An 18,156-nucleotide genomic window follows, 5' to 3' on the forward strand; every position below is an offset into this window, starting at 1 on the left:
ACGAGTGCCTACTGTCAGAGCTGACAGTCGGCCATGCCGAAAGGAAATAACCGTTTGCCGGTGATATTCAGATGACTGTCACGAAGCGGTCATGCCGCAGCGCGGCTGCCTGTACCCCACTGACCAAACACCATTGTGGCGAGGGAGCTTGCTCCCGCTGGGGTGCGAAGCAGCCCTCGCTTTTCAGAAGCCAGGGGCGAGCGCTGCGCACTTGAGCGCGAGCAAGCTCGCTCGCCACGGTCAGTCGCGGGCGGTTGCCGTCCTGACCCGCTCGCAGAATTCAGGGTAGAAACCCTGTGTACTCGGGTTGCGACAGTCGTCTTGAACCTGGGCCAGGGCGGCACGGCTCAATGTCAGGCTACGGGGTTGGCTGGCGAAGGTGGTGTAGCCGTCCTGTTGGGTTTTGATGGCGTCGAAACCCTGCATGTCGTAGGCCAGCTCCACATCGTCGTCGGCCAGCCGTCGGGCCTGGACCGTCACGTGGGCGTACTGCTTGCCGCCCGGCGCGTTATTGAGTGCCGCCAGGCCGTGGCCGACCACGCGCAACAGGTCTCCCACCCAGGCGTCGTCGCTTTGCGGGGGCACAGCGGGACGATAGCGCACCGTCAGCGTTTGCGAGTCGTTGCGGATGGCCTCGGTCAGGGCCGGGTCGTAGCGCTTGATACGGTGTTCAATGGTCAACCAGGTCTTTCGCTCGTCGCTGGTGCCGTCGGCCACTTCAGGGTTGAGCGGGCCGCGTTGGCATTCGCTGACGCCCAAGGCAATGAGCATGCCCGTCAGGATGACCGCGAGCGTCGCTCCACCGATTTTTATATTCATAAGCAAAACTCGCGAGAGAGAGGCGCACTGTACGGTAACCCGGTGGGCGTTGACAGGGCGAGGCGTGATCGGTCGTCGACATCCACATGTGGAACAATCGCCTTGGGGCCCAGTCCAACGCCCGATTTCATACCGCCGACCCCAGGCGGTTTTTCATTGCCCCGAGAGGTTCCCCCCAATGAAGGTTTCACGCGGTTTCGCCCTGTCTTGCCTGCTCTCGTTCGCGGCGAGCCCGGCCTTCGCCCAATTCAGCCTCGATGATGCGGCCAACGTGTTGTCGGCGATGCAGGGCAATCAGAATGGGCAAGGGGAGGGCGCGGTGGCCGCGGCGCCAAAAGCCGCCGGATTGCTCAATACGCTCGGTTCGGAACTCAAGATCACCCCGGAACAGGCCATTGGCGGTGCCGGTGCGATGCTCGGGCTGGCGAAGAACCGGCTTAGCGAGCCGCAGTTTTCCGAGTTGAGCAGAAGCGTGCCGGGCCTTGATCAGATCGCCGGTAACCATGCCCTGGGTGGGCTCAATGGTTTGGGTGGGTTGCTGGGTGGTGGCTCGGACAAGAGTGTCTTGCTCGATGGTTTGCTGGGTAACGTCAAGGATACTCGGGACTTGAACAACGCTTTCAGTGCGCTGGGCATGGACACCGGGATGATTGGCCAGTTTGCGCCGGTGATTCTTGAGTATCTTGGGCAGCAGGGAGTGGGGAGTTCGTTGTTGCAGAATTTGGGTGGCATCTGGGGCGGTGGAACGGGTGTCTGATCAGTGGTTTTCGCTATAAGGCCATGCGCACGGTTCTGTGAGGATGCGGCCGGCTTGTCCCCAGGTTCGATGAAAGGTCCAGTCATCAGGACCTTGCATCGGCGGCATTCCAGGCGCTGCCTACTAATCAGAAGTGTCAGTCGCTTTGCCTTTCGTCACGCAAAACTGCAATCCGCCGATCCTTGTCGGTCCACAGCTGATTCACCCAGTCCTGCACTTGTTGGCGAAATACCGGGTCGTTTTCGTAGTCGCCCTGCCACAGCGCCGGGTCCAGCTCGCGGGTCTGGATGTCGATGATGACCCGGGGCACGGCGCCGCTGATCAGGTCCCAGAACCCGGGGATCCGGTCTTGGGGATAGACCACCGTGACGTCCAGGATCGCGTCCAGTTGTTCGCCCATCGCCGCCAGTACGAACGCCACGCCACCGGCCTTGGGCTTGAGCAGGTGGGTGAAGGGCGATTGTTGCTGCTGGCTTTTGGCGGTGGTGAAGCGGGTGCCTTCGAGGTAGTTGACCACGGTGACCGGTTGGCGCTTGAACAGCTCGCAGGCGGCCTTGGTGATTTCCAGGTCCTTGCCGGCCAGTTCCGGATTCTTGGCCAGGAAGGCCTTGGTGTAGCGCTTCATGAAGGGGTAGTCCAGCGCCCACCAGGCCAGGCCGAGGAACGGCACCCAGATCAGCTCCTTCTTGAGGAAGAACTTGAAGAACGGCGTGCGGCGGTTGAGGGTCTGGATCAGGGCGGGGATGTCCACCCAGGATTGGTGATTGCTGATGACCAGGTAGGACGTGTCGCCACGCAGGTCGGCACCGCCGCGGATGTCCCAACGGGTGGGGATGCACAGGGCGAAGATCAGCTTGTCGATTTCGGCCCAGGTCTCGGCGATCCACATCACCGCCCAGGAGGCGTAGTCACGAAAGCGTCCGGGCAGGATCAGCTTGAGCAGGGCGAACACCATCAATGGGCCGAACAGCACCAGGGTGTTGAGCAACAGCAGCAGCGTGACGAGACAGCCGGTGAGCAAGCGGCGCATAAATGACTCTTGCAGACAGATGGGCGGGCCATGATAAGCAGCTTCGGGCGGCAGGCCAAATAGGCGTGGACGAATGTTTCACTTTTTGGCCGGTATGCTGGGTTTGCTTCCGTGGCGAGGGGATTTATCCCCGTTGGGCAGCGCAGCTGCCCGAATGCTGTGCTGCGATCCAGCACCATGGCGAGCGCTTCGCACTCGAACGGGGATAAATCCCCTCGCCACAAAGGCAGCACAGTGGTGTCGAGGGCAACCGAACGAATTTATCGGCAACGGTCTAAAATCCCAACCCACACAGGAAGCCCTATCGCATGAAATCCATTCTCGCCCTGCTCTCCCTGGTGGCCCTTCCAGTGCTGGCCGCCGAGCCGACCCTGTACGGGCGCTATGAATACATCGCGCTGCCGGAAATCGGCGGTGAAGTGCTCAAGGCCAAGATGGACACCGGCGCGCTGACCGCTTCGCTGTCGGCCAAGGACATCGAGACCTTCACCCGCGACGGCGATGACTGGGTGCGCTTCCGCCTGGCCACCAAGGATGCGAGCAACAAGGTCTACGAGCACAAGATCGCGCGCATCAGCAAGATCAAGACCCGCTCCGAAGAAGATGACGACGACAACGAAACCATCGCCCCGAGCAAGCGCCCGGTGGTGGACCTGGAAATGTGCCTGGGTAACGTCAAGCGTACCGTGGAGGTCAACCTGACCGACCGCAGCAGCTTCAACTACCCGTTGCTGATCGGCGCCAAGGCCCTGCGCGAGTTTGGTGCAGCGGTGAACCCGGCTCGGCGTTATACGGCTGACAAGCCGGACTGCTGATTTCCCCGATTGACGTGCCCCTGGGGTTGGGGCACCGTTCCGGCAACTTTACTGTCGGGCGCGCAAGACATGCCTCATATTCTGATTGTCGAAGACGAAGCCGCCATCGCCGATACGCTGGTGTTTGCGCTGCAAGGAGAGGGTTTCGACACCACCTGGCTGAGCCTCGGCGCGGCGGCCCTCGAACACCAGAAGCACACGCCGGCGGACCTGATCATCCTCGATGTGGGCCTGCCGGATATCAGTGGATTTGAAACCTGCAAGAATCTCAGACGTTTCAGCGACGTTCCGGTCATTTTTCTGACAGCTCGGGATGGCGAGATCGACCGGGTCGTGGGCCTGGAGATCGGCGCCGACGATTACGTGGTCAAGCCCTTCAGCCCCCGGGAAGTGGCGGCCAGGGTCCGCGCGATTCTCAAGCGCGTGGCCCCGCGCCCGGCGCCGGAGTTGGGCACGGCGCTGTTCCAGGTGGACAACGACCGGGTGCAGATCAGCTATCGCGGCAAGCCGCTGAACCTGACCCGCCACGAGTTCCGCCTGCTTAACTGCCTGCTGGAGCAGCCGGAGCGGGTCTTCAGCCGCGAACAGTTGCTCGACGCCCTGGGTGTCGCCAGTGATGCCGGCTACGAGCGCAGCATCGACAGCCACATCAAGAGCGTGCGCGCCAAGTTGCGCCTGGTCAGGGCCGAGGCCGAGCCGATCCAGACCCATCGCGGCCTCGGCTACAGCTACAGCCCGGGGCACAGCTGATGTCGCTGGGGATCCGGATTTTCCTGGTCTACGTGCTGTTTATCGGCCTGACCGGGTATTTCGTGCTCGGCACGGTGATCGAGCAGATCCGCCCTGGCGTGCGCCAGTCCACCGAAGAAACCCTGGTGGACACGGCCAACCTGATGGCCGAGATCCTGCGGGACGATTTCAAGGTCGGTACCCTCAACCAGAATCGCTGGCCGCAACTGCTCAAGGCCTACGGCGAACGCCAGCCGGCGGCGTCGATCTGGGGCTTGCCGAAGAACCAGGTCAACCATCGGATCTACGTCACCGATGCCAACGGGATCGTGGTGCTCGACTCCAGTGGGGTGGCGGTGGGCCAGGATTATTCGCGCTGGAACGACGTGTACCTGACCTTGCGCGGCCATTACGGCGCCCGTTCGAGCCGCAGCGATCCGGATGACCCGGCGTCCTCGGTGATGCACGTCGGCGCGCCCATTCGCGACAACGGCCGGATCATCGGCGTGGTCACCGTCGCCAAGCCCAACAGCTCGCTGCAGCCCTATATCGACCGCACGGAGCGGCGCCTGCTGTTGTATGGCGCTGGCTTGATTGGCCTGGGCCTGCTGCTCGGCGCTGTGCTGTCGTGGTGGCTCAGTTCGGCGCTGCGTCGCCTGACCCGTTATGCCCAGGCCGTCAGCCAGGGGCAACGGGTGGAAGTGCCGCATTATCGCGGCGGCGAGTTCGAGCAACTGGCGGGCGCCGTGGAGCACATGCGCACGCAGTTGGAAGGCAAGTCCTATGTCGAGCGCTACGTGCACACGCTGACGCATGAACTCAAGAGCCCCCTGGCGGCGATTCGCGGCGCCGCCGAGCTGCTGCAGAGCGACATGCCCGCGGCCCAGCACCAGCGCTTCGTCAGCAACATCGACAGCGAAAGCGTGCGCATGCAGCAGTTGATCGAACGCCTGCTCAACCTGGCCCAGGTCGAACAGCGCCAGGGCCTGGAGGAAGTCGTCGCGGTGCCGCTGGCGGCGTTGTTCGATCAACTGCTGGAGGCGCGCAGCGGTTGGATCGAGGGCCGTCAGTTGCGAATCGAACGGCACATCGCGGCCGACCTGGTGTTGATGGGCGAGCCGTTCCTGCTGCGCCAGGCGCTGGGCAACCTGCTGGAGAACGCCCTGGACTTCACCCCGGCCGAAGGGCTGCTGCGCCTCAGCGCCGAGCGTACCGGCCAACGGGTGGAGATCCGCCTGTTCAATCAGGCCGAGCCGATCCCCGACTATGCGCTGCCACGCCTGAGTGAGCGTTTCTATTCCCTGCCGCGCCCTGGCACCGGCCGCAAGAGCACGGGCCTGGGGCTCAATTTCGTGGAGGAAGTGGTGCAGTTGCATGCCGGGGCGTTCACCATCGGCAATGTCGAGGGTGGGGTGGAAGTAGTGCTGCGGTTGCCCTGAAGAGCGAGTTCTCCCTGGGGGAATACCGTTGTGGCGAGGCAAGAGAGGTCGAGTCTCCACACAATCTCCACATTGCCCCCATGAACGCCCCACACAGCCCCCCCAGACTCTCCCTCATTCGAACAGGGAGAGCCCCACATGAACCGCAGCCTCGCTATAAAACTGGGCATGATTGCCCTCTTGATCCTCCTGCTGATGATCCCCTTGCTGATGATCAACGGCCTCATCGACGAGCGCCAGGAACTGCGTGACGGTGTGCTGCAAGACATTGCCCGCAGTTCCAGCCGTAGCCAGCAACTCATTGGGCCGATGATCGTCGTGCCGTTTCGCAAGGACGTGCGGGTCTGGAACACCAACGAGAAGACCGGCGTGCGTTTCCTGGAAACCGTCGAGCAAAGCGGCGAGTTGTACTTCTTGCCAGAGCAGTTCGAACTCGACGGTCAGGTGCGCACAGAGACCCGTGCCCGGGGCATCTATGAAGCGCGGCTGTTCCATGCCGACAACCGCATCGATGGCCGCTTCAAGGTGCCTGAACACTATGGCGTTGCGACCAAGGACCTGGCCGACTACCGTTTCGACCAGCCGTACCTGACGGTCGGTATCAGTGACATCCGTGGCATCGAGAATGCGCTGACCCTGACGCTCAATCAGCAAACCGTCGATTTCCTGCCCGGCTCGCGAGTCGGCTGGCTGGGGCAGGGCGTGCATGTGCCGCTGCCGATGATCACTGCCCAGGGCAGTGCCGACCTGACCTTTGGTTTCGACCTGCGCCTGCAAGGCACCGGCGAGCTGCAGATCCTGCCGGTGGGCAAGTCTACCAAGGTGCATCTGTCGGCCGACTGGCCACACCCGAGTTTCATCGGCAATTACCTGCCGGTCCAGCGTGACATCAATGAGCAAGGCTTCAGTGCTGACTGGCAGACGTCGTTTTTTTCCACCAACCTCGAAGAAGCGCTGCAAAGCTGTGAAACCAGCGACAGCTGCGAGGCGTTCCGCAGCCGGGCTTTCGGCGTGAGTTTCATCGATCCGGTGGACCAGTACCTCAAGACCGACCGGGCGATCAAATATGCGCTGCTGTTCGTCGCGTTGACCTTCGCCGGCTTCTTCCTGTTCGAGGTGCTCAAGAGCCTGGCGGTGCACCCGGTGCAATACGCATTGGTAGGCGTGGCGCTGGCGTTCTTCTACCTGCTGCTGTTGTCGTTGTCCGAGCACATCGGCTTCGCCCTGGCCTATCTGGCATCCGCCAGTGCCTGCGTGGTGTTGATCGGTTTCTATGTGTGCCATGTGTTGCGCAGCGTGAGCCATGGCGTGGCCTTTTCGGTGGGGCTGGCAGCGTTGTATGGCCTGCTCTACGGTTTGCTGAGCGCTGAGGACTACGCCTTGCTGATGGGCTCGTTGTTGCTGTTCGCCCTGCTCGGTGTGTTCATGGTGCTGACCCGCAAGCTGGACTGGTACGGGGTGGGGGCGAAGCCGGCAGCGGCCATGTCCTTCGAGCTGGGAGAGGTGAAATGAGCCGGTCGCTGGGGTTGCGGGAGGATCAGCGATTGGCAGAGGTGCTGGTGACGCGGATTGCCGGGTTGTTTCCGATGGGTCGCATTGGCCTTATCGCGAGCAAGCTCGCGCCCACAGGAGACCTCGTTTACCCAGGCAACGAAGCCAAATGTGGGAGCTTGCTCGCGATGGGGCCGGTGCAGCCAGGGCAGAACTAGACTTTGGGCACTGTTTCAATCATTGAAGGCCGCAAGCTCACCTCGGCAAACCACGCCGCCAATTGCGGGTTGGCCTTGCGCCATTCCAGGTCCGGGTGGCGCAGGTCGAGATAGCCCAAGGCACAGGCCACGCTGATGGACGCTACGTCGAAATGACTGGCCAACTCAGCGATGGCCTCGGCTTCAAGCACGCCCACGGCACGGCGGATCTTGTCCCGTTGCGCATCGAGCCATTCGTCCCAGTGCTTTTCCACCGGGCGCAGGGCGGTTTCATAACGAATCATGACTGCCGCATCCATGATGCCATCGGCCATGGAGGCCAGGGTCAGGCGTCGCCAGCGGGCCGCGCCGTCCCGGGGGATCAGTGGATTGCCGACATGCTGGTGGTCGAGGTAATCGAGGATCACGCGACTGTCATGGATCACCGTCCCGTTGGCCAGGCGCAGGGCCGGGATCTTGCTCAACGGGTTGTCGTCGATGAGCGCCCGGTCCGGCTTGACCGGTGTGAGCTGGCTGAGCTGCAACGTCACGCGGTCCTGCTGGCCGGTTTCGTGCAGCAGCACCAGGACCTTGCGAACGAAAGGTGAAGCGGGGTTGTGGAACAGCGTCATGCTGGGGGTGGACATGGCAACGTCTCGGGTCAGTGGCACGTGTTGCGCAGCATAGCGCGTCATTCGTGCCCAAGGCAGTGCGACCGGGCCTCGGTGGCCCGGTCGTCGCGGGTCAAGCGGCCGGTTGCAGCGCCTGGGGTTGCGCTGACGGTGTCGTCGGTTGTGGCTTGAGTTCCCGGGCGACGGTCCAGACGATAAACGCCGCGACCACGTCGAAGATCGCCAGCATCACGAACAGCGGGCTGTAGCCGATCTTGGTGACCATCACGCCAAACACCAGGGTGAAGGCCGCAGCGCCGAGGTAGCCGAACATCCCGCCCATGCCGGTGGCGGTGGCGACTTCATGCTTGCCGAACGAGTCGGACGTGATGGCGTACAGCGCGCCGGACAAGGTCTGGTGGGCGAAGCCGCCGATGCACAGCAGGGCGATGGCGGTGTACGGGCTCTCGACCAGGCCGATGCAGGCCGGGCCGATCATGCAGGACGCGCCGAACAGCAAGACCATCTTGCGGGAGGTGAACAGCGACACCTTGCAATACTTGTGGAAGAACGGGCTCAGGTAACCGCCCAGCACGCAACCAAGGTCCGCGGCCAGGAACGGCAGCCAGGCGAACATCGCGATTTCCTTGATGTTCATATGCCGCTCGGTCATCAGGTACAGCGGGATCCAGGCATTGAAGGTCTGCCAGGCCGGCTCGGAGAGAATCCGCGCGCTGGCGATGGCGTAGAAGTTGCGGCTGGCAATGATCGTCTTCCAGCTGCCTTTTTTCGGCGCCTGGTCCTTGAAGTGGGCTTCCTGGCCGTTGAGGATGTAGTCGCGCTCGGTGTCGCTCAGGCGCTTCTGGTCACGTGGGTGTTTGTAGAGGATCAGCCACAGGAACGTCCAGGCGATGCCCAGGCCGCCGACGATCAGGAAGGCCAGTTCCCAGCCACTGTTCAGGATCGCCCAGACGACCAGCGGCGGGGCCAGGACGGCCCCGATCGACGAGCCGATGTTGAACCAGCCGATGGCGACCGAACGCTCCTTGGCCGGAAACCATTCGGTGGAGGCCTTGACCGCTGCCGGCAACCCGGCCGCTTCGGTCACGCCCAACAACCCACGGAAGAAGGCCAGCCCTTGCCAGCCCGAGGCCATGGCTGCCGCGGCGCAAGCCAGGGACCAGGCGAACGCAAAAATGGCGAAGCCCATCTTGGTGCCGATGGCATCGATGATGTAGCCGGCCACCGGCTGCATCAGCGCGTAGCAGACCTGCCAGGCCACGACGATGTGCGAATACTGCTCGGTGGAAATGTTCATGTCGCTCATCAGGGTGGGGGCAGCCACCGAGAGGGTATTGCGGGCCAGGTAGTTGACCATCAGGCCGGCCGTGACCAAGCCGACCATCCACCAGCGGATGCCTTTGATTTTCATCACTTCACCATGATTATTTTTGGATTTGGTGTCGCAGGGATGTTTGTTGTAGGTTGTCGTACAACGTGCGCATTTATAGGAGTGCAAGGATAAATTTGTCAACAAATATGTCAGTGGGCAGGCGCGCGCATGCCGCGACGCGGCGAAGTGTCGTCGTATAACGTCAGGAGAAAGGGCGCCAGATCAATGGGATGGCGCCCGGAGAACTCAGCGGCGCGGGAGCAATCCCCGCACCCCCAACACGCACGGCACGCCCAGCCCGAGCCAGCTCACGGCGTCCCACAGGCCATCGCCCAGCAAGGCGCTGAACAACCCGGCGGCGCAGAGCACGCCGATCCCCATGGGAAGGCCAAACACCCTCCAGAAACTCGACTGGCGCGGCTTCACGAGGTGGCCTGCGCGGTAATGGCTGCTGGCTTGGCCGCTTTGCGCCGCACCACCCACAGGTAGACGCCGCTGCCGAGCACGATGATGGTCAGCACGTCGAGGACCGCCCAGAAAATCTGCATCGGCCGGCCGCCGTAGTCGCCGAAATGCAGGGGCAGCGACAGGCTCATGACGTCCATGTACCACGGGCGTTCGGCCACGGCGGTGACGGCCAGGGTGCTGGCGTCGATCAGCACCGGCGTGAGCAGGTGAGACGTCAGGTGAGTGTTGCCCTTCATGAACACGCCATAGTGGTGGGCGCTGGAGAACAGCGTGCCGGGGAAGGCGATGAAACTGGGCTCCATGCCGGGCGCGACGTCCCTGGCGATGTCCAGCAGGCGGGTGGCCGGTGCCAGTTGCGTCAGTGGCGGGGCATCGCGATAGGGTTCGATCATGCTGCTGAGGCTGTCGTTGCGCCAGGCGGCGATGATCAACTCGGCGCACGCGGCAATCACGCCGGTGACCCCCACCGTCAGCGCCCAGACCAGCGTGACCACGCCGATCAGGTTGTGCAGGTCGAGCCAGCGCAGGCGGGTCGATTTGTCCTGGCGCACGGTGGCGAACTTCAAGCGGCGCATGAACGGCAGGTACAAGACCACCCCGGAAACGATGGCCACCACGAACAGCAGGCCCATGAACGCCAGGAACAACTTGCCTGGCAAGCCGGCGAACATGTCCACGTGCAGGCGCAGCATGACCATCATGAAGCCGCCATTGGCCGAGGGCATTTCCAGGGCTTCACCGGTGCGCCCGTCGAGCATGAAGGTGTGGGATGAATTGGGCTCGGTGCCCGGCGTCGGCGCCATGATGGTGATGACGCCGTTGGGCTCGTCTTCATCCCAGCCAAAGTACTGGACCACTTCGCCGGGACGATGGGCCTTGGCTTTTTCCACCAGTTGCGCAAGGTCCAGGGGCGGCGTGTCGGCCGGCATTTGCCGCAGCTCGGGAGCGTCGCCCAGCAGGTGTTCGATTTCGTGGTGGAAGATCAACGGCAGCCCGGTGATCGCCAGCATCAGCAGGAACACCGTGCAGATCAGGCTGGTCCAGGTGTGGACGAAGGACCAGCGGCGGATGGTTTTGCTTTTCATGGTCGATCCGAATGCGAGAGGGCCTCGATGCCAGAGCCCCGTCAGCCAAGCCGCGAACCTGTGGGAGCGAGCTTGCTCGCGAAGACGGCGTAACAGTCAACGTTGATGTTGTCTGGCGCACCGCTTTCGCGAGCAAGCTCGCTCCCACAGGGGGTATTTGGCTGACAGGTCTTCGGGACAGGTGCCCTCGAAAGGTTTTGCAAATGCTAACCGTTTACCATTTGTAATTCACGCTGGCGACGACATTGCGCTGGTCGCCGTAGTAGCAATAGAACCCGTCGCAGGTGGACAGGTAGTCCTTGTTGAAGATGTTTTTTGCGTCCACCGCCACCGACACGCCCTTGAGGGCGTTGCTCAGGCGTCCCAGGTCGTAGTGGGCCGAGGCGTCGTACACGGTGTAGGAACCGACGTGGCCCCAATCGGTGTTGGTGGTGTTGCCATAGGTGTCGCCGACATAGCGCACACCCGCACCGACGCCAAAGCCATCGAGCGGGCCGTTGTGCCAGGTGTAGTCGGCCCACGCGGTGGCCTGGTTGCGAGGCACCTGGGCCATGCGCTTGCCTTTTTCGGCGGCGGTGCCCTTGGTGATCTCGCTGTCGTTGTAGGTGTAGGACCCGACCAGTTTCAGGTTGTCGGTGACGTCCCCAGAGGCTTCCAGCTCCAGGCCGCGAACTTGCACTTCACCCACCTGGCGGGTGATGTTGTTCTCGGTGACGGAGTTGTTTTTCTGGGTCAGGTCAAACACGGCGGCGGTCAGCAAGGTCTTGGTGCCGGGCGGCTGGTACTTGATACCGGCTTCGTATTGTTCGCCTTCGGTGGGTTTGAACGCCTGGGTGCTGGTGATGACCGAACCGGTCGCCGCCTGGAACGACTGGGCGAAGGAAATGTACGGCGTCACGCCGTTATCGAAGACGTAGCTCAGCGCTGCGTTGCCGCTGAATTTCTTGTCGCGCTGGGTGGTGGTCGCATCGTTCTGGTTGTGGAACAGCGTGCCGGTGTGAATCCAGTCTTCACGCCCGCCGAGGGTCAGGCGCCAGTTGTCCAGGGCCATCTGGTCCTGGACGTAGAGGCCGGTCTGGTTGGTCTTCTGGTTGTAGTCGTACATGGTGAAGTACTGGACGTTGGAGAAATCCTGCCCATAGACCGGGTTGTTGATGTTGCTGGTCGGCACGCCGCCGGAGCCCCACTGCCAGCGCGCGTTGCTGTTGGAGCGCTGGTGATCCAGGCCCAGCAAAAGGGTGTGGCTCACGGCGCCGGTCTGGAAGTCGGCCTGAAAGTTGTTGTCCACGGCGAACTGGCTGATGTCTTCGTCGACAATGCTGGCGCTGCGCTTGACGGTGCCGTCGGCGCTCACCGAGGTGTCAGGACCGTCCGGCCAGAACGAGCCGCCGGCGGAGATGCCCTGGAATTCCAGATCGCTCTTGGTATAGCGCAGGTTCTGGCGGAACTGCCAGGTGTCGTTGAGGCGATGTTCGAAGGCATAGCCCAGTGCGTAGTAGGTGCGGTCGTAGAACTCCCAATCCGGGTCGCCGAGGTTCTTGTGGTGGGAAATCGTGCCTGCCGGCGAGGCCAGCTTGGTGCCTTGCAACGGCAGGAATTGCCCGGTAATGCCGGTGTCGTCGCGGGTGTACTGGGACAGGAAGGTCAGGCGGGTGTCGTCGTTGATGTTCCAGGTCAGGCTGGGGGCGATGTTGTAGCGCTTGTCCGGAATGTGGTCGACCTGAGCGTTGCTGTCGCGCACGGTGCCGCTGACCCGATAGAGAAACTGGCCTTCGTCGTCGACCTTGCCGGTGCTGTCGAAGTTGATCTGCTTGTGCTCGTTGCTGCCGGCCTGCAATTGGACTTCGTGGCTGCTGTCGGCCTGGGGACGACGGCTGACCATGTCCAGCATGCCGCCCGGTGGCGTCTGGCCGTAGACCGAGGAGGCCGGGCCACGCAGCACGGCGATGCGCTCAAGGTTCCAGGTCTCGATCTTGGGCGTGACGTAGTTGCCCCGCGGCAGTGGCAGGCCGTCGAGGAACTGGGTCGGCACGAAGCCGCGCACCAGCAGCCAGTCGTTGCGCGTATCCGAACCATACCCGCTGCTCTGCACGCCGGCGGTGTAGCGCAGCGCGTCGTTGAGGTTGAGCACGGAGCGGTCTTCCATCTGCTGGCGCGTGACCACCGAGACCGAGCGCGGCAGCTCGACAATCGGTGTATCGGTCTTGGTGCCGGCGGCGGTGCGGGTGGCGGCATAGCCCTCGGTCGGGCCCCACGCGGTTTCGCTGCTGCCCGCGCCGATCACGCTGGTTTCCGGTAACACCATGACGCCCTCCGGCACGGCCACCAGGCTGTAGGTGCCGGCGCTGCTTTGCTCCAGTTGCAGGCCGGTGCCGCGCAGCGCTTCACGCAACGCGCCGGTGGCATCGAACTGGCCCTGCACCGGTGCCGACGTTTTGCCCGATGCCAGGGACGGGTTCAGGCTCAGCGCAAGGCCGGCCTGGCTGGCGATCTGGTTCAAGGTACTGGCCAACGACGCGGCGGGCAGATTGTAGGCGCGCAGGCTGGTGGCCTGCTCGGCGGCCAACAGCGGCCCGCTGGCGAGCGGGGCGGCAAAGGCAATGGCGACGGCCAGCAGGCTGGGGCGCAACAGGGTGTCTAGCGGGCGGGACATACGGCGGCTCCTGAATGGAAATATTTCTCAATTGCCTGAGTGCCGGATGAGAATCGAAAAGTGATAGGGCGGGATGAAAATAATTTAGCAATGCTCAGAGCCAGCCCCCGCTACACCGGGGCTGGCTTCACTTTTTTGGCAAGCTGTGTCGGGTTAGTGGATTACCGGGACCGATGATCTTGCCGGGTCAATGCGCTCATCAGCGCGTCGGGATAGCACTGGGTGGGGTCTTCCAAGGGCCGAGGGACGGCGGTTTCCCGACTGCCGAACGCGCTGATCAACGGTTCGACCGAACCGGTGAGACGTTCGCACAGCACGGTGATCGCTGTTTCCAGAGCGTGATATCGGTGGGCATCAAACAGTGCCTCGGACAGGTACCACGCGGCCTGCCTTTGAATGTGTTCCAGTACATATAGTTGGGTGAGCACTTCAAGCAGTTGCCTGGCCTGGGGATCGGCGACCGCTTCATTGGTCTTGATGGCGCTTTCGACGATCAGCACCAGGCCATGGGCCAGGGCGACCTCGCGTGCCAGAGGGAGCAAGGGATTCCATAGCTCCATTGCGCTGCAGCCTTGTGCTTCGCTGGACTGGAACTTGACCGCCAATGCCTGGCGCAGGCGATACGCTCTTGTTTTGACCAGCCCAAGTAGCGAGGGTAGGGAGGATGTATCAAACATGCAGGGGGCTGGCGCGTCAGGCAGTGGTTCGGCGAGTAGCGAGCGGGCAGTGTCAAAAAGGATCAGCCAGTTATTGCCCCCCGCATCATTGAAAACGTGACCCAGTCCTTGCCAATGCAGAAAGCCGTTCAACGACAGGTCGCCTGCTACCCCGCAACGTAGCCTGCACTCGGCACAGGTTTCTTCTGCCGCCCAGGCGGTCAGCACTTTCGTCAGTGCCAGGCGTCGATGGGCGGCGGACCATGGGGCGAAATTCAGCGCCGAGATATCGGTGGCGGCGACGTGTTTCTGTTTGAGGTGCTCGGCCCAGTCTGCGCAGGCATCGTTCGAGAAACAGGTCATTGCGTATCCCGTGGCCAGGGCTACGAACAGTGCGCGTTGCTGGGTGCTGTAGTCCAGCAATCTGGTTTGGGGCGCCATGCGAGCCATGGTGAAGCGTTGTGTAGCATGCTTGAGGGCGAGCGCCGCACTGGTGCATGTCACGGCAGCGAGTGCTCTGGAGCCCATCGCCCAAACATGCTTCGGTGCAACCAGCGTGCGGATCAGTCTTTTATCCGGATCGCCGAGTGGATCATGGAACACACCGTTTTTATCCAGTCCTGCGCCATCGTTGAGCCAGGCGTCAAAGGGCAGACGCATGTGGTCGAACGCACATAGGCCGTAATCGAAAGGCACCAGCGGTATTTCCGCTGCTTCGGACATGCGCACACCCGGTTTCGGACCGCGTCGGGTGCTGATCGGCATGGCGAAGGCAAACACGCCGCAGTCTTGGCCAGCGACCCTCAGACGCGCACAGACGATGCCTAGTTTCGACTGATCGCTGACGCCGACATTGCTGAACTTGACCGCACCGTTGTCCGGACTGTGCAGCACGAATGCATGGGTGGCCGGGTCGTAGACGGCCTCGGTGCGCGTGGTGATCTGGCTGTTGCTTCTGCCCAATTCGGTGATCATGTAGGCGCCAACGGTTTTCCCAGACTCCATCGCGCGGCGCAGTTTTCCTGCCATTTTGTTGCCACTTTCGAACGCCGCCAGGGTGCTGATGCATAAGCCGTAGTGGATGGCGAAAGCGATGAAGAGCGAAGGATTGCGGATGCCGATCTGTTCGGACAACGCCAGCAGGTACTGCGGTGAGTCGAACAGTTTTGGTGAGCTTGGTAACCGTTGTATCAGCGTTCGCAGTTGCGCGTAGGTGTTGCGATGCAAGGCTCGGCCGGCAAGGTCCAGGCGTTGTCGGAAGATGTCATCGGCCAGCAATTCGGCGACATTACGGCGAACGGCCTCGGGGAGGGGACCGCCGATCGCTTGATTGAGGCTTTGTATGAGGGCATTGCTCATTGAGCACCTCGCAGAAATGTAATGGTTTCGTTCAGTTGTTCCGGCGTTTGTGTAAGAGGGGCAAGGGATGTTGCGTGTGTCTGGACTGTACGCACGCAGCGAGCCAGGGTGTCGCCTGGTCCGACGTTGACGTAGAGCGAGGCCTGGCGAATGAGTGGCTGGTCCAGGACCTCGGGAAAGTAGGTGGGATGAGTCAGGCAGTTGGCGAATCCGCGTTTGAGGTCATCCTCATCACAATAAAAACGGCGCGCCACGCATGAGTAGACGGGAAGGGCCAATGGGTGTTGTGGCAACTGCCCAAGGGTCTGATAAAACTGCTCGGCTTCCCGGTTCAGGGCTGGGTGGTGGCTCATGTACGGAAGGTCGAGTTTATGTCGGCGCGGCAGGTTCGTTCCGACAAGGGCCAGTAAAGCGTCAATGGCGGGGTTCGGACCGCTGACCACGGTTTGGTTCGCGGTGTTGATGCAGGCGATGGCAAGCTCCTGCAGGCCGCTGTCCTCGATCAAGCGATGAGTGTCCTGTGCCGATGCAGCCACCCACACCATTGCTCCTCGCCCCTGCAGCTCCCGACAGGCATGATTCAGCGCATTGACCGCTTGGAGACCCTGGGCGATATCGAAGCTCCCCGCACATACCGTCGCAGCGATTTCCCCGAGGCTGTGCCCGACCAAGGCATGAGGGCGCAAACCGAGCGTGCCGAGTACCTGGAACAGCGACACCGAAGCGACAAACTGTCCGAACGGGTTGAGGCCATATGGCAGGGAGGCCGGGTGAGACTTGGTCAGCAGCAATCGGTGCAGTTCACCGAAATGAACCCCTGCGTCCGGTTCCAGGCAGGAGAAACCAGCCTCCACCGCTGTAAAAACGTCATCGATGCAACGTCGGGTGTCAGCGCCCGTCCGATACAAATTGAGGAGCGAGCCGCTCGGGTCGCTTCCTTGCCCGGGAAACATGAACACACAGGGGGTACTTGTTGAAGGTGACATGACGGCTTCCAGTCCGAACCAAAACTCCGGTACCGCTTGGGGAGAAGGGTTTGTTGATTTCGATCCTGGAATATTGGATAGCCCCTTCAGATCCATGCCAACTGGGAACTCTGACAGGTCGTAAGAACGATTGGGCCTAAAAACGAGCGCTTATAAAGGTGATGTTGATTTTTCGTGGTGCTTTAACTGGGTCCACCAGGGGGTAATGTGCTCGACCTGCACCGGCAAGGTCGGCAGCAGCGCCGCCAAGGCCAGGTCGGTGTCGTGCAGCGGGAAGCTGCCGGTGATGCGCAGGTCCGCGACCTGCGGCTCGACGCCCAGGTAGCCGCGCCGATAGCGCCCCAGTTCGTGCACCAGATCCTCCAGGCGGGCGTTGTCGACCACCAACATGCCGCGGGTCCAGGCGTCTGCGCCGGGACCCAGCGCCAACGTCGGCCCGAGCCCGTCGCGGCGCATCAGCACTTGCTGGCCTTCGCGCAGGACCTGCTCTTCGTCCGTTGCCTGGGGGTGCGCGGCCACGGCCGATTGCAACACGCTCAGGCGCGTGCCCTGGTCTTCTCGCTTGACCAGGAACCGCGTGCCCAAGGCACGCAGGCGGCCTTCGCGGGTTTCGACGATGAAGGGACGCGGGTCGTTGTGGCCGGTTTCCACCAGGATCTCGCCTTCCTGCAGGACAATGCGTCGCTGCCGGGCATCGAAGCGCACGTCCAGCGCGCTGTGGGTGTTGAGGTTGACCACCGTTCCGTCGGCCAGGCGCAGGGTGCGTTGTTCGCCCGTGGCGGTGCGCTGGTCGGCCAGCCAATAGTCCAGCGACAGGTAGCGCTCGGCGACGAACAGCGTCAGGCCGACGACTGCGACCAGGCTGGCCAGGCCGCTGCCCATCTTGCGCAACCGTCGCCGGAGGGTCGTGCGCGATTGCAACAATGCGGCCCGCGCCGGCCCGCTGGCGACGCTGAAACGCTGGTCGAGCATGCCCAACTGCCGCCAGGCGCGGGCATGTTCTTCATCGGCGGCATGCCAGCGGGCGAAGGCCTCGCGCTCCTGGGCGCTGCCCGAATCCAGCGACAACTGCCAGGCAATGGCGGCATCCAGCACACGAGCCGATACCGGTTTGGCGCAGGCTGGGTTCATGTCGGCTCGCCATACAGGGCGATGTAGCACTGGCGAATGCCCTGGGCCAGGTATTGCCGTACCCGTGGCACCGAAACCCCCAGGCGCTGGGCGATCTCGGCGTGGCCGAGACCGTCGAGGCGGTTGTAGAGAAAGGCAGCGCGAGCCTTGCTCGACAACTGGCCGAGCAGCCGGTCGATGTGCTTGAGGTCTTCGAGGATCATCTGCTGTTCTTCCAGCGACGGCTGTTCGCATTCGGGGATCAGCATCAACTCGGTGAGGTAGGCCTGCTCCAGGGCTGCCCGGCGGAAATAATCGAACAGCAGCCCCTTGGCGATCGCCACCAGGAACGCCCGCGGCTCGCGAGGCGTGGTCAGTTGGTCGCGGCCGAGCAGGCGCACGAACGTGTCCTGGCTCAAGTCCTCGGCCCGTTGTGCACAGGCCACGTTGCGCCGCAACCAGGCCAATAGCCAACCGCGATGGTCACGGTACAACGCACCAACCAGATCACTGTGAGGGCTAGGAACTGACGACACGGAGCATCACCGATGTTTTAAG

Annotated in this window: 16 protein-coding genes and 1 pseudogene; 6 read left to right on the forward strand and 11 right to left on the reverse strand. The window is 62.6% G+C overall.

Annotated features, from left to right (window positions below):
* Nucleotides 1–240: 240 nt before the first annotated feature.
* A complete protein-coding gene (locus VM99_03895) occupies nt 241–819 on the reverse strand; it encodes a hypothetical protein (GenBank protein AKJ97231.1) in 579 nt (192 codons plus the stop codon).
* A 178-nt stretch (nt 820–997) separates the two neighbouring features.
* Between VM99_03895 and VM99_03900 the strand changes: the two genes are divergently transcribed.
* A complete protein-coding gene (locus VM99_03900) occupies nt 998–1,576 on the forward strand; it encodes a hypothetical protein (GenBank protein AKJ97232.1) in 579 nt (192 codons plus the stop codon).
* Between the two features lie 136 nt (nt 1,577–1,712).
* On the opposite strand, the gene VM99_03905 is transcribed toward VM99_03900, so the two are convergent.
* On the reverse strand, nt 1,713–2,606 hold the full coding sequence (locus tag VM99_03905) for an acyltransferase (protein ID AKJ97233.1): 894 nt from the start codon (nt 2,604–2,606) through the stop codon (nt 1,713–1,715).
* A gap of 308 nt (nt 2,607–2,914) precedes the next feature.
* Between VM99_03905 and VM99_03910 the strand changes: the two genes are divergently transcribed.
* From VM99_03910 to VM99_03930, 5 genes are all read left to right on the forward strand, one after another.
* The gene (locus VM99_03910) at nt 2,915–3,421 is read left to right on the forward strand and encodes an ATP-dependent zinc protease (protein AKJ97234.1); all 507 of its coding nucleotides are present in this window, start codon (nt 2,915–2,917) and stop codon (nt 3,419–3,421) included.
* Nucleotides 3,422–3,490: 69 nt separating this feature from the next.
* On the forward strand, nt 3,491–4,171 hold the full coding sequence (locus VM99_03915; GenBank protein AKJ97235.1) for a transcriptional regulator: 681 nt from the start codon (nt 3,491–3,493) through the stop codon (nt 4,169–4,171).
* Nucleotides 4,171–5,589 (forward strand): histidine kinase, encoded by a 1,419-nt coding sequence (locus tag VM99_03920; GenBank protein ID AKJ97236.1) that lies wholly within the window; start codon nt 4,171–4,173, stop codon nt 5,587–5,589. Before VM99_03915 ends, VM99_03920 begins: the two co-directional genes overlap by 1 nt.
* 138 nt (nt 5,590–5,727) lie before the next feature.
* The gene (locus tag VM99_03925; GenBank protein AKJ97237.1) at nt 5,728–7,101 is read left to right on the forward strand and encodes a membrane protein; all 1,374 of its coding nucleotides are present in this window, start codon (nt 5,728–5,730) and stop codon (nt 7,099–7,101) included.
* The gene (locus tag VM99_03930) at nt 7,098–7,298 is read left to right on the forward strand and encodes a hypothetical protein (GenBank protein AKJ97238.1); all 201 of its coding nucleotides are present in this window, start codon (nt 7,098–7,100) and stop codon (nt 7,296–7,298) included. Before VM99_03925 ends, VM99_03930 begins: the two co-directional genes overlap by 4 nt.
* Here VM99_03930 and VM99_03935 read toward each other — a convergent pair.
* From VM99_03935 to VM99_03975, 9 genes and pseudogenes are all read right to left on the reverse strand, one after another.
* On the reverse strand, nt 7,295–7,924 hold the full coding sequence (locus VM99_03935) for a glutathione S-transferase (GenBank protein AKJ97239.1): 630 nt from the start codon (nt 7,922–7,924) through the stop codon (nt 7,295–7,297). The genes VM99_03930 and VM99_03935 overlap by 4 nt on opposite strands.
* Before the next feature lie 97 nt (nt 7,925–8,021).
* Nucleotides 8,022–9,320: a hexuronate transporter gene (locus VM99_03940; GenBank protein ID AKJ97240.1), complete on the reverse strand. Its 1,299-nt coding sequence runs from the start codon at nt 9,318–9,320 to the stop codon at nt 8,022–8,024.
* 207 nt (nt 9,321–9,527) lie between these two features.
* Nucleotides 9,528–9,707: a hypothetical protein gene (locus VM99_03945; GenBank protein AKJ97241.1), complete on the reverse strand. Its 180-nt coding sequence runs from the start codon at nt 9,705–9,707 to the stop codon at nt 9,528–9,530.
* Nucleotides 9,704–10,834 carry a peptidase gene (locus VM99_03950; GenBank protein AKJ97242.1) on the reverse strand — a complete coding sequence of 377 codons (1,131 nt, stop codon included), beginning with the start codon at nt 10,832–10,834 and terminating at the stop codon, nt 9,704–9,706. The genes VM99_03945 and VM99_03950 overlap by 4 nt, the downstream gene beginning before the upstream one ends.
* Before the next feature lie 214 nt (nt 10,835–11,048).
* On the reverse strand, nt 11,049–13,487 hold the full coding sequence (locus tag VM99_03955) for a TonB-dependent receptor (GenBank protein ID AKJ97243.1): 2,439 nt from the start codon (nt 13,485–13,487) through the stop codon (nt 11,049–11,051).
* Nucleotides 13,488–13,648: 161 nt separating this feature from the next.
* Nucleotides 13,649–15,502 (reverse strand): hypothetical protein, encoded by a 1,854-nt coding sequence (locus VM99_03960; protein AKJ97244.1) that lies wholly within the window; start codon nt 15,500–15,502, stop codon nt 13,649–13,651.
* An 83-nt stretch (nt 15,503–15,585) separates the two neighbouring features.
* Nucleotides 15,586–16,488: pseudogene (locus VM99_03965) on the reverse strand (hypothetical protein).
* A gap of 150 nt (nt 16,489–16,638) precedes the next feature.
* On the reverse strand, nt 16,639–17,619 hold the full coding sequence (locus VM99_03970) for an amino acid ABC transporter substrate-binding protein (protein AKJ97245.1): 981 nt from the start codon (nt 17,617–17,619) through the stop codon (nt 16,639–16,641).
* Nucleotides 17,616–18,134, reverse strand: a complete 519-nt coding sequence (locus VM99_03975; protein ID AKJ97246.1) for an RNA polymerase sigma factor — start codon at nt 18,132–18,134, stop codon at nt 17,616–17,618. The genes VM99_03970 and VM99_03975 overlap by 4 nt, the downstream gene beginning before the upstream one ends.
* Nucleotides 18,135–18,156 lie beyond the last annotated feature (22 nt).

It is taken from the genome of Pseudomonas chlororaphis, assembly GCA_001023535.1.
Taxonomy (GTDB): Bacteria; Pseudomonadota; Gammaproteobacteria; order Pseudomonadales; family Pseudomonadaceae; genus Aquipseudomonas; species Aquipseudomonas chlororaphis_E.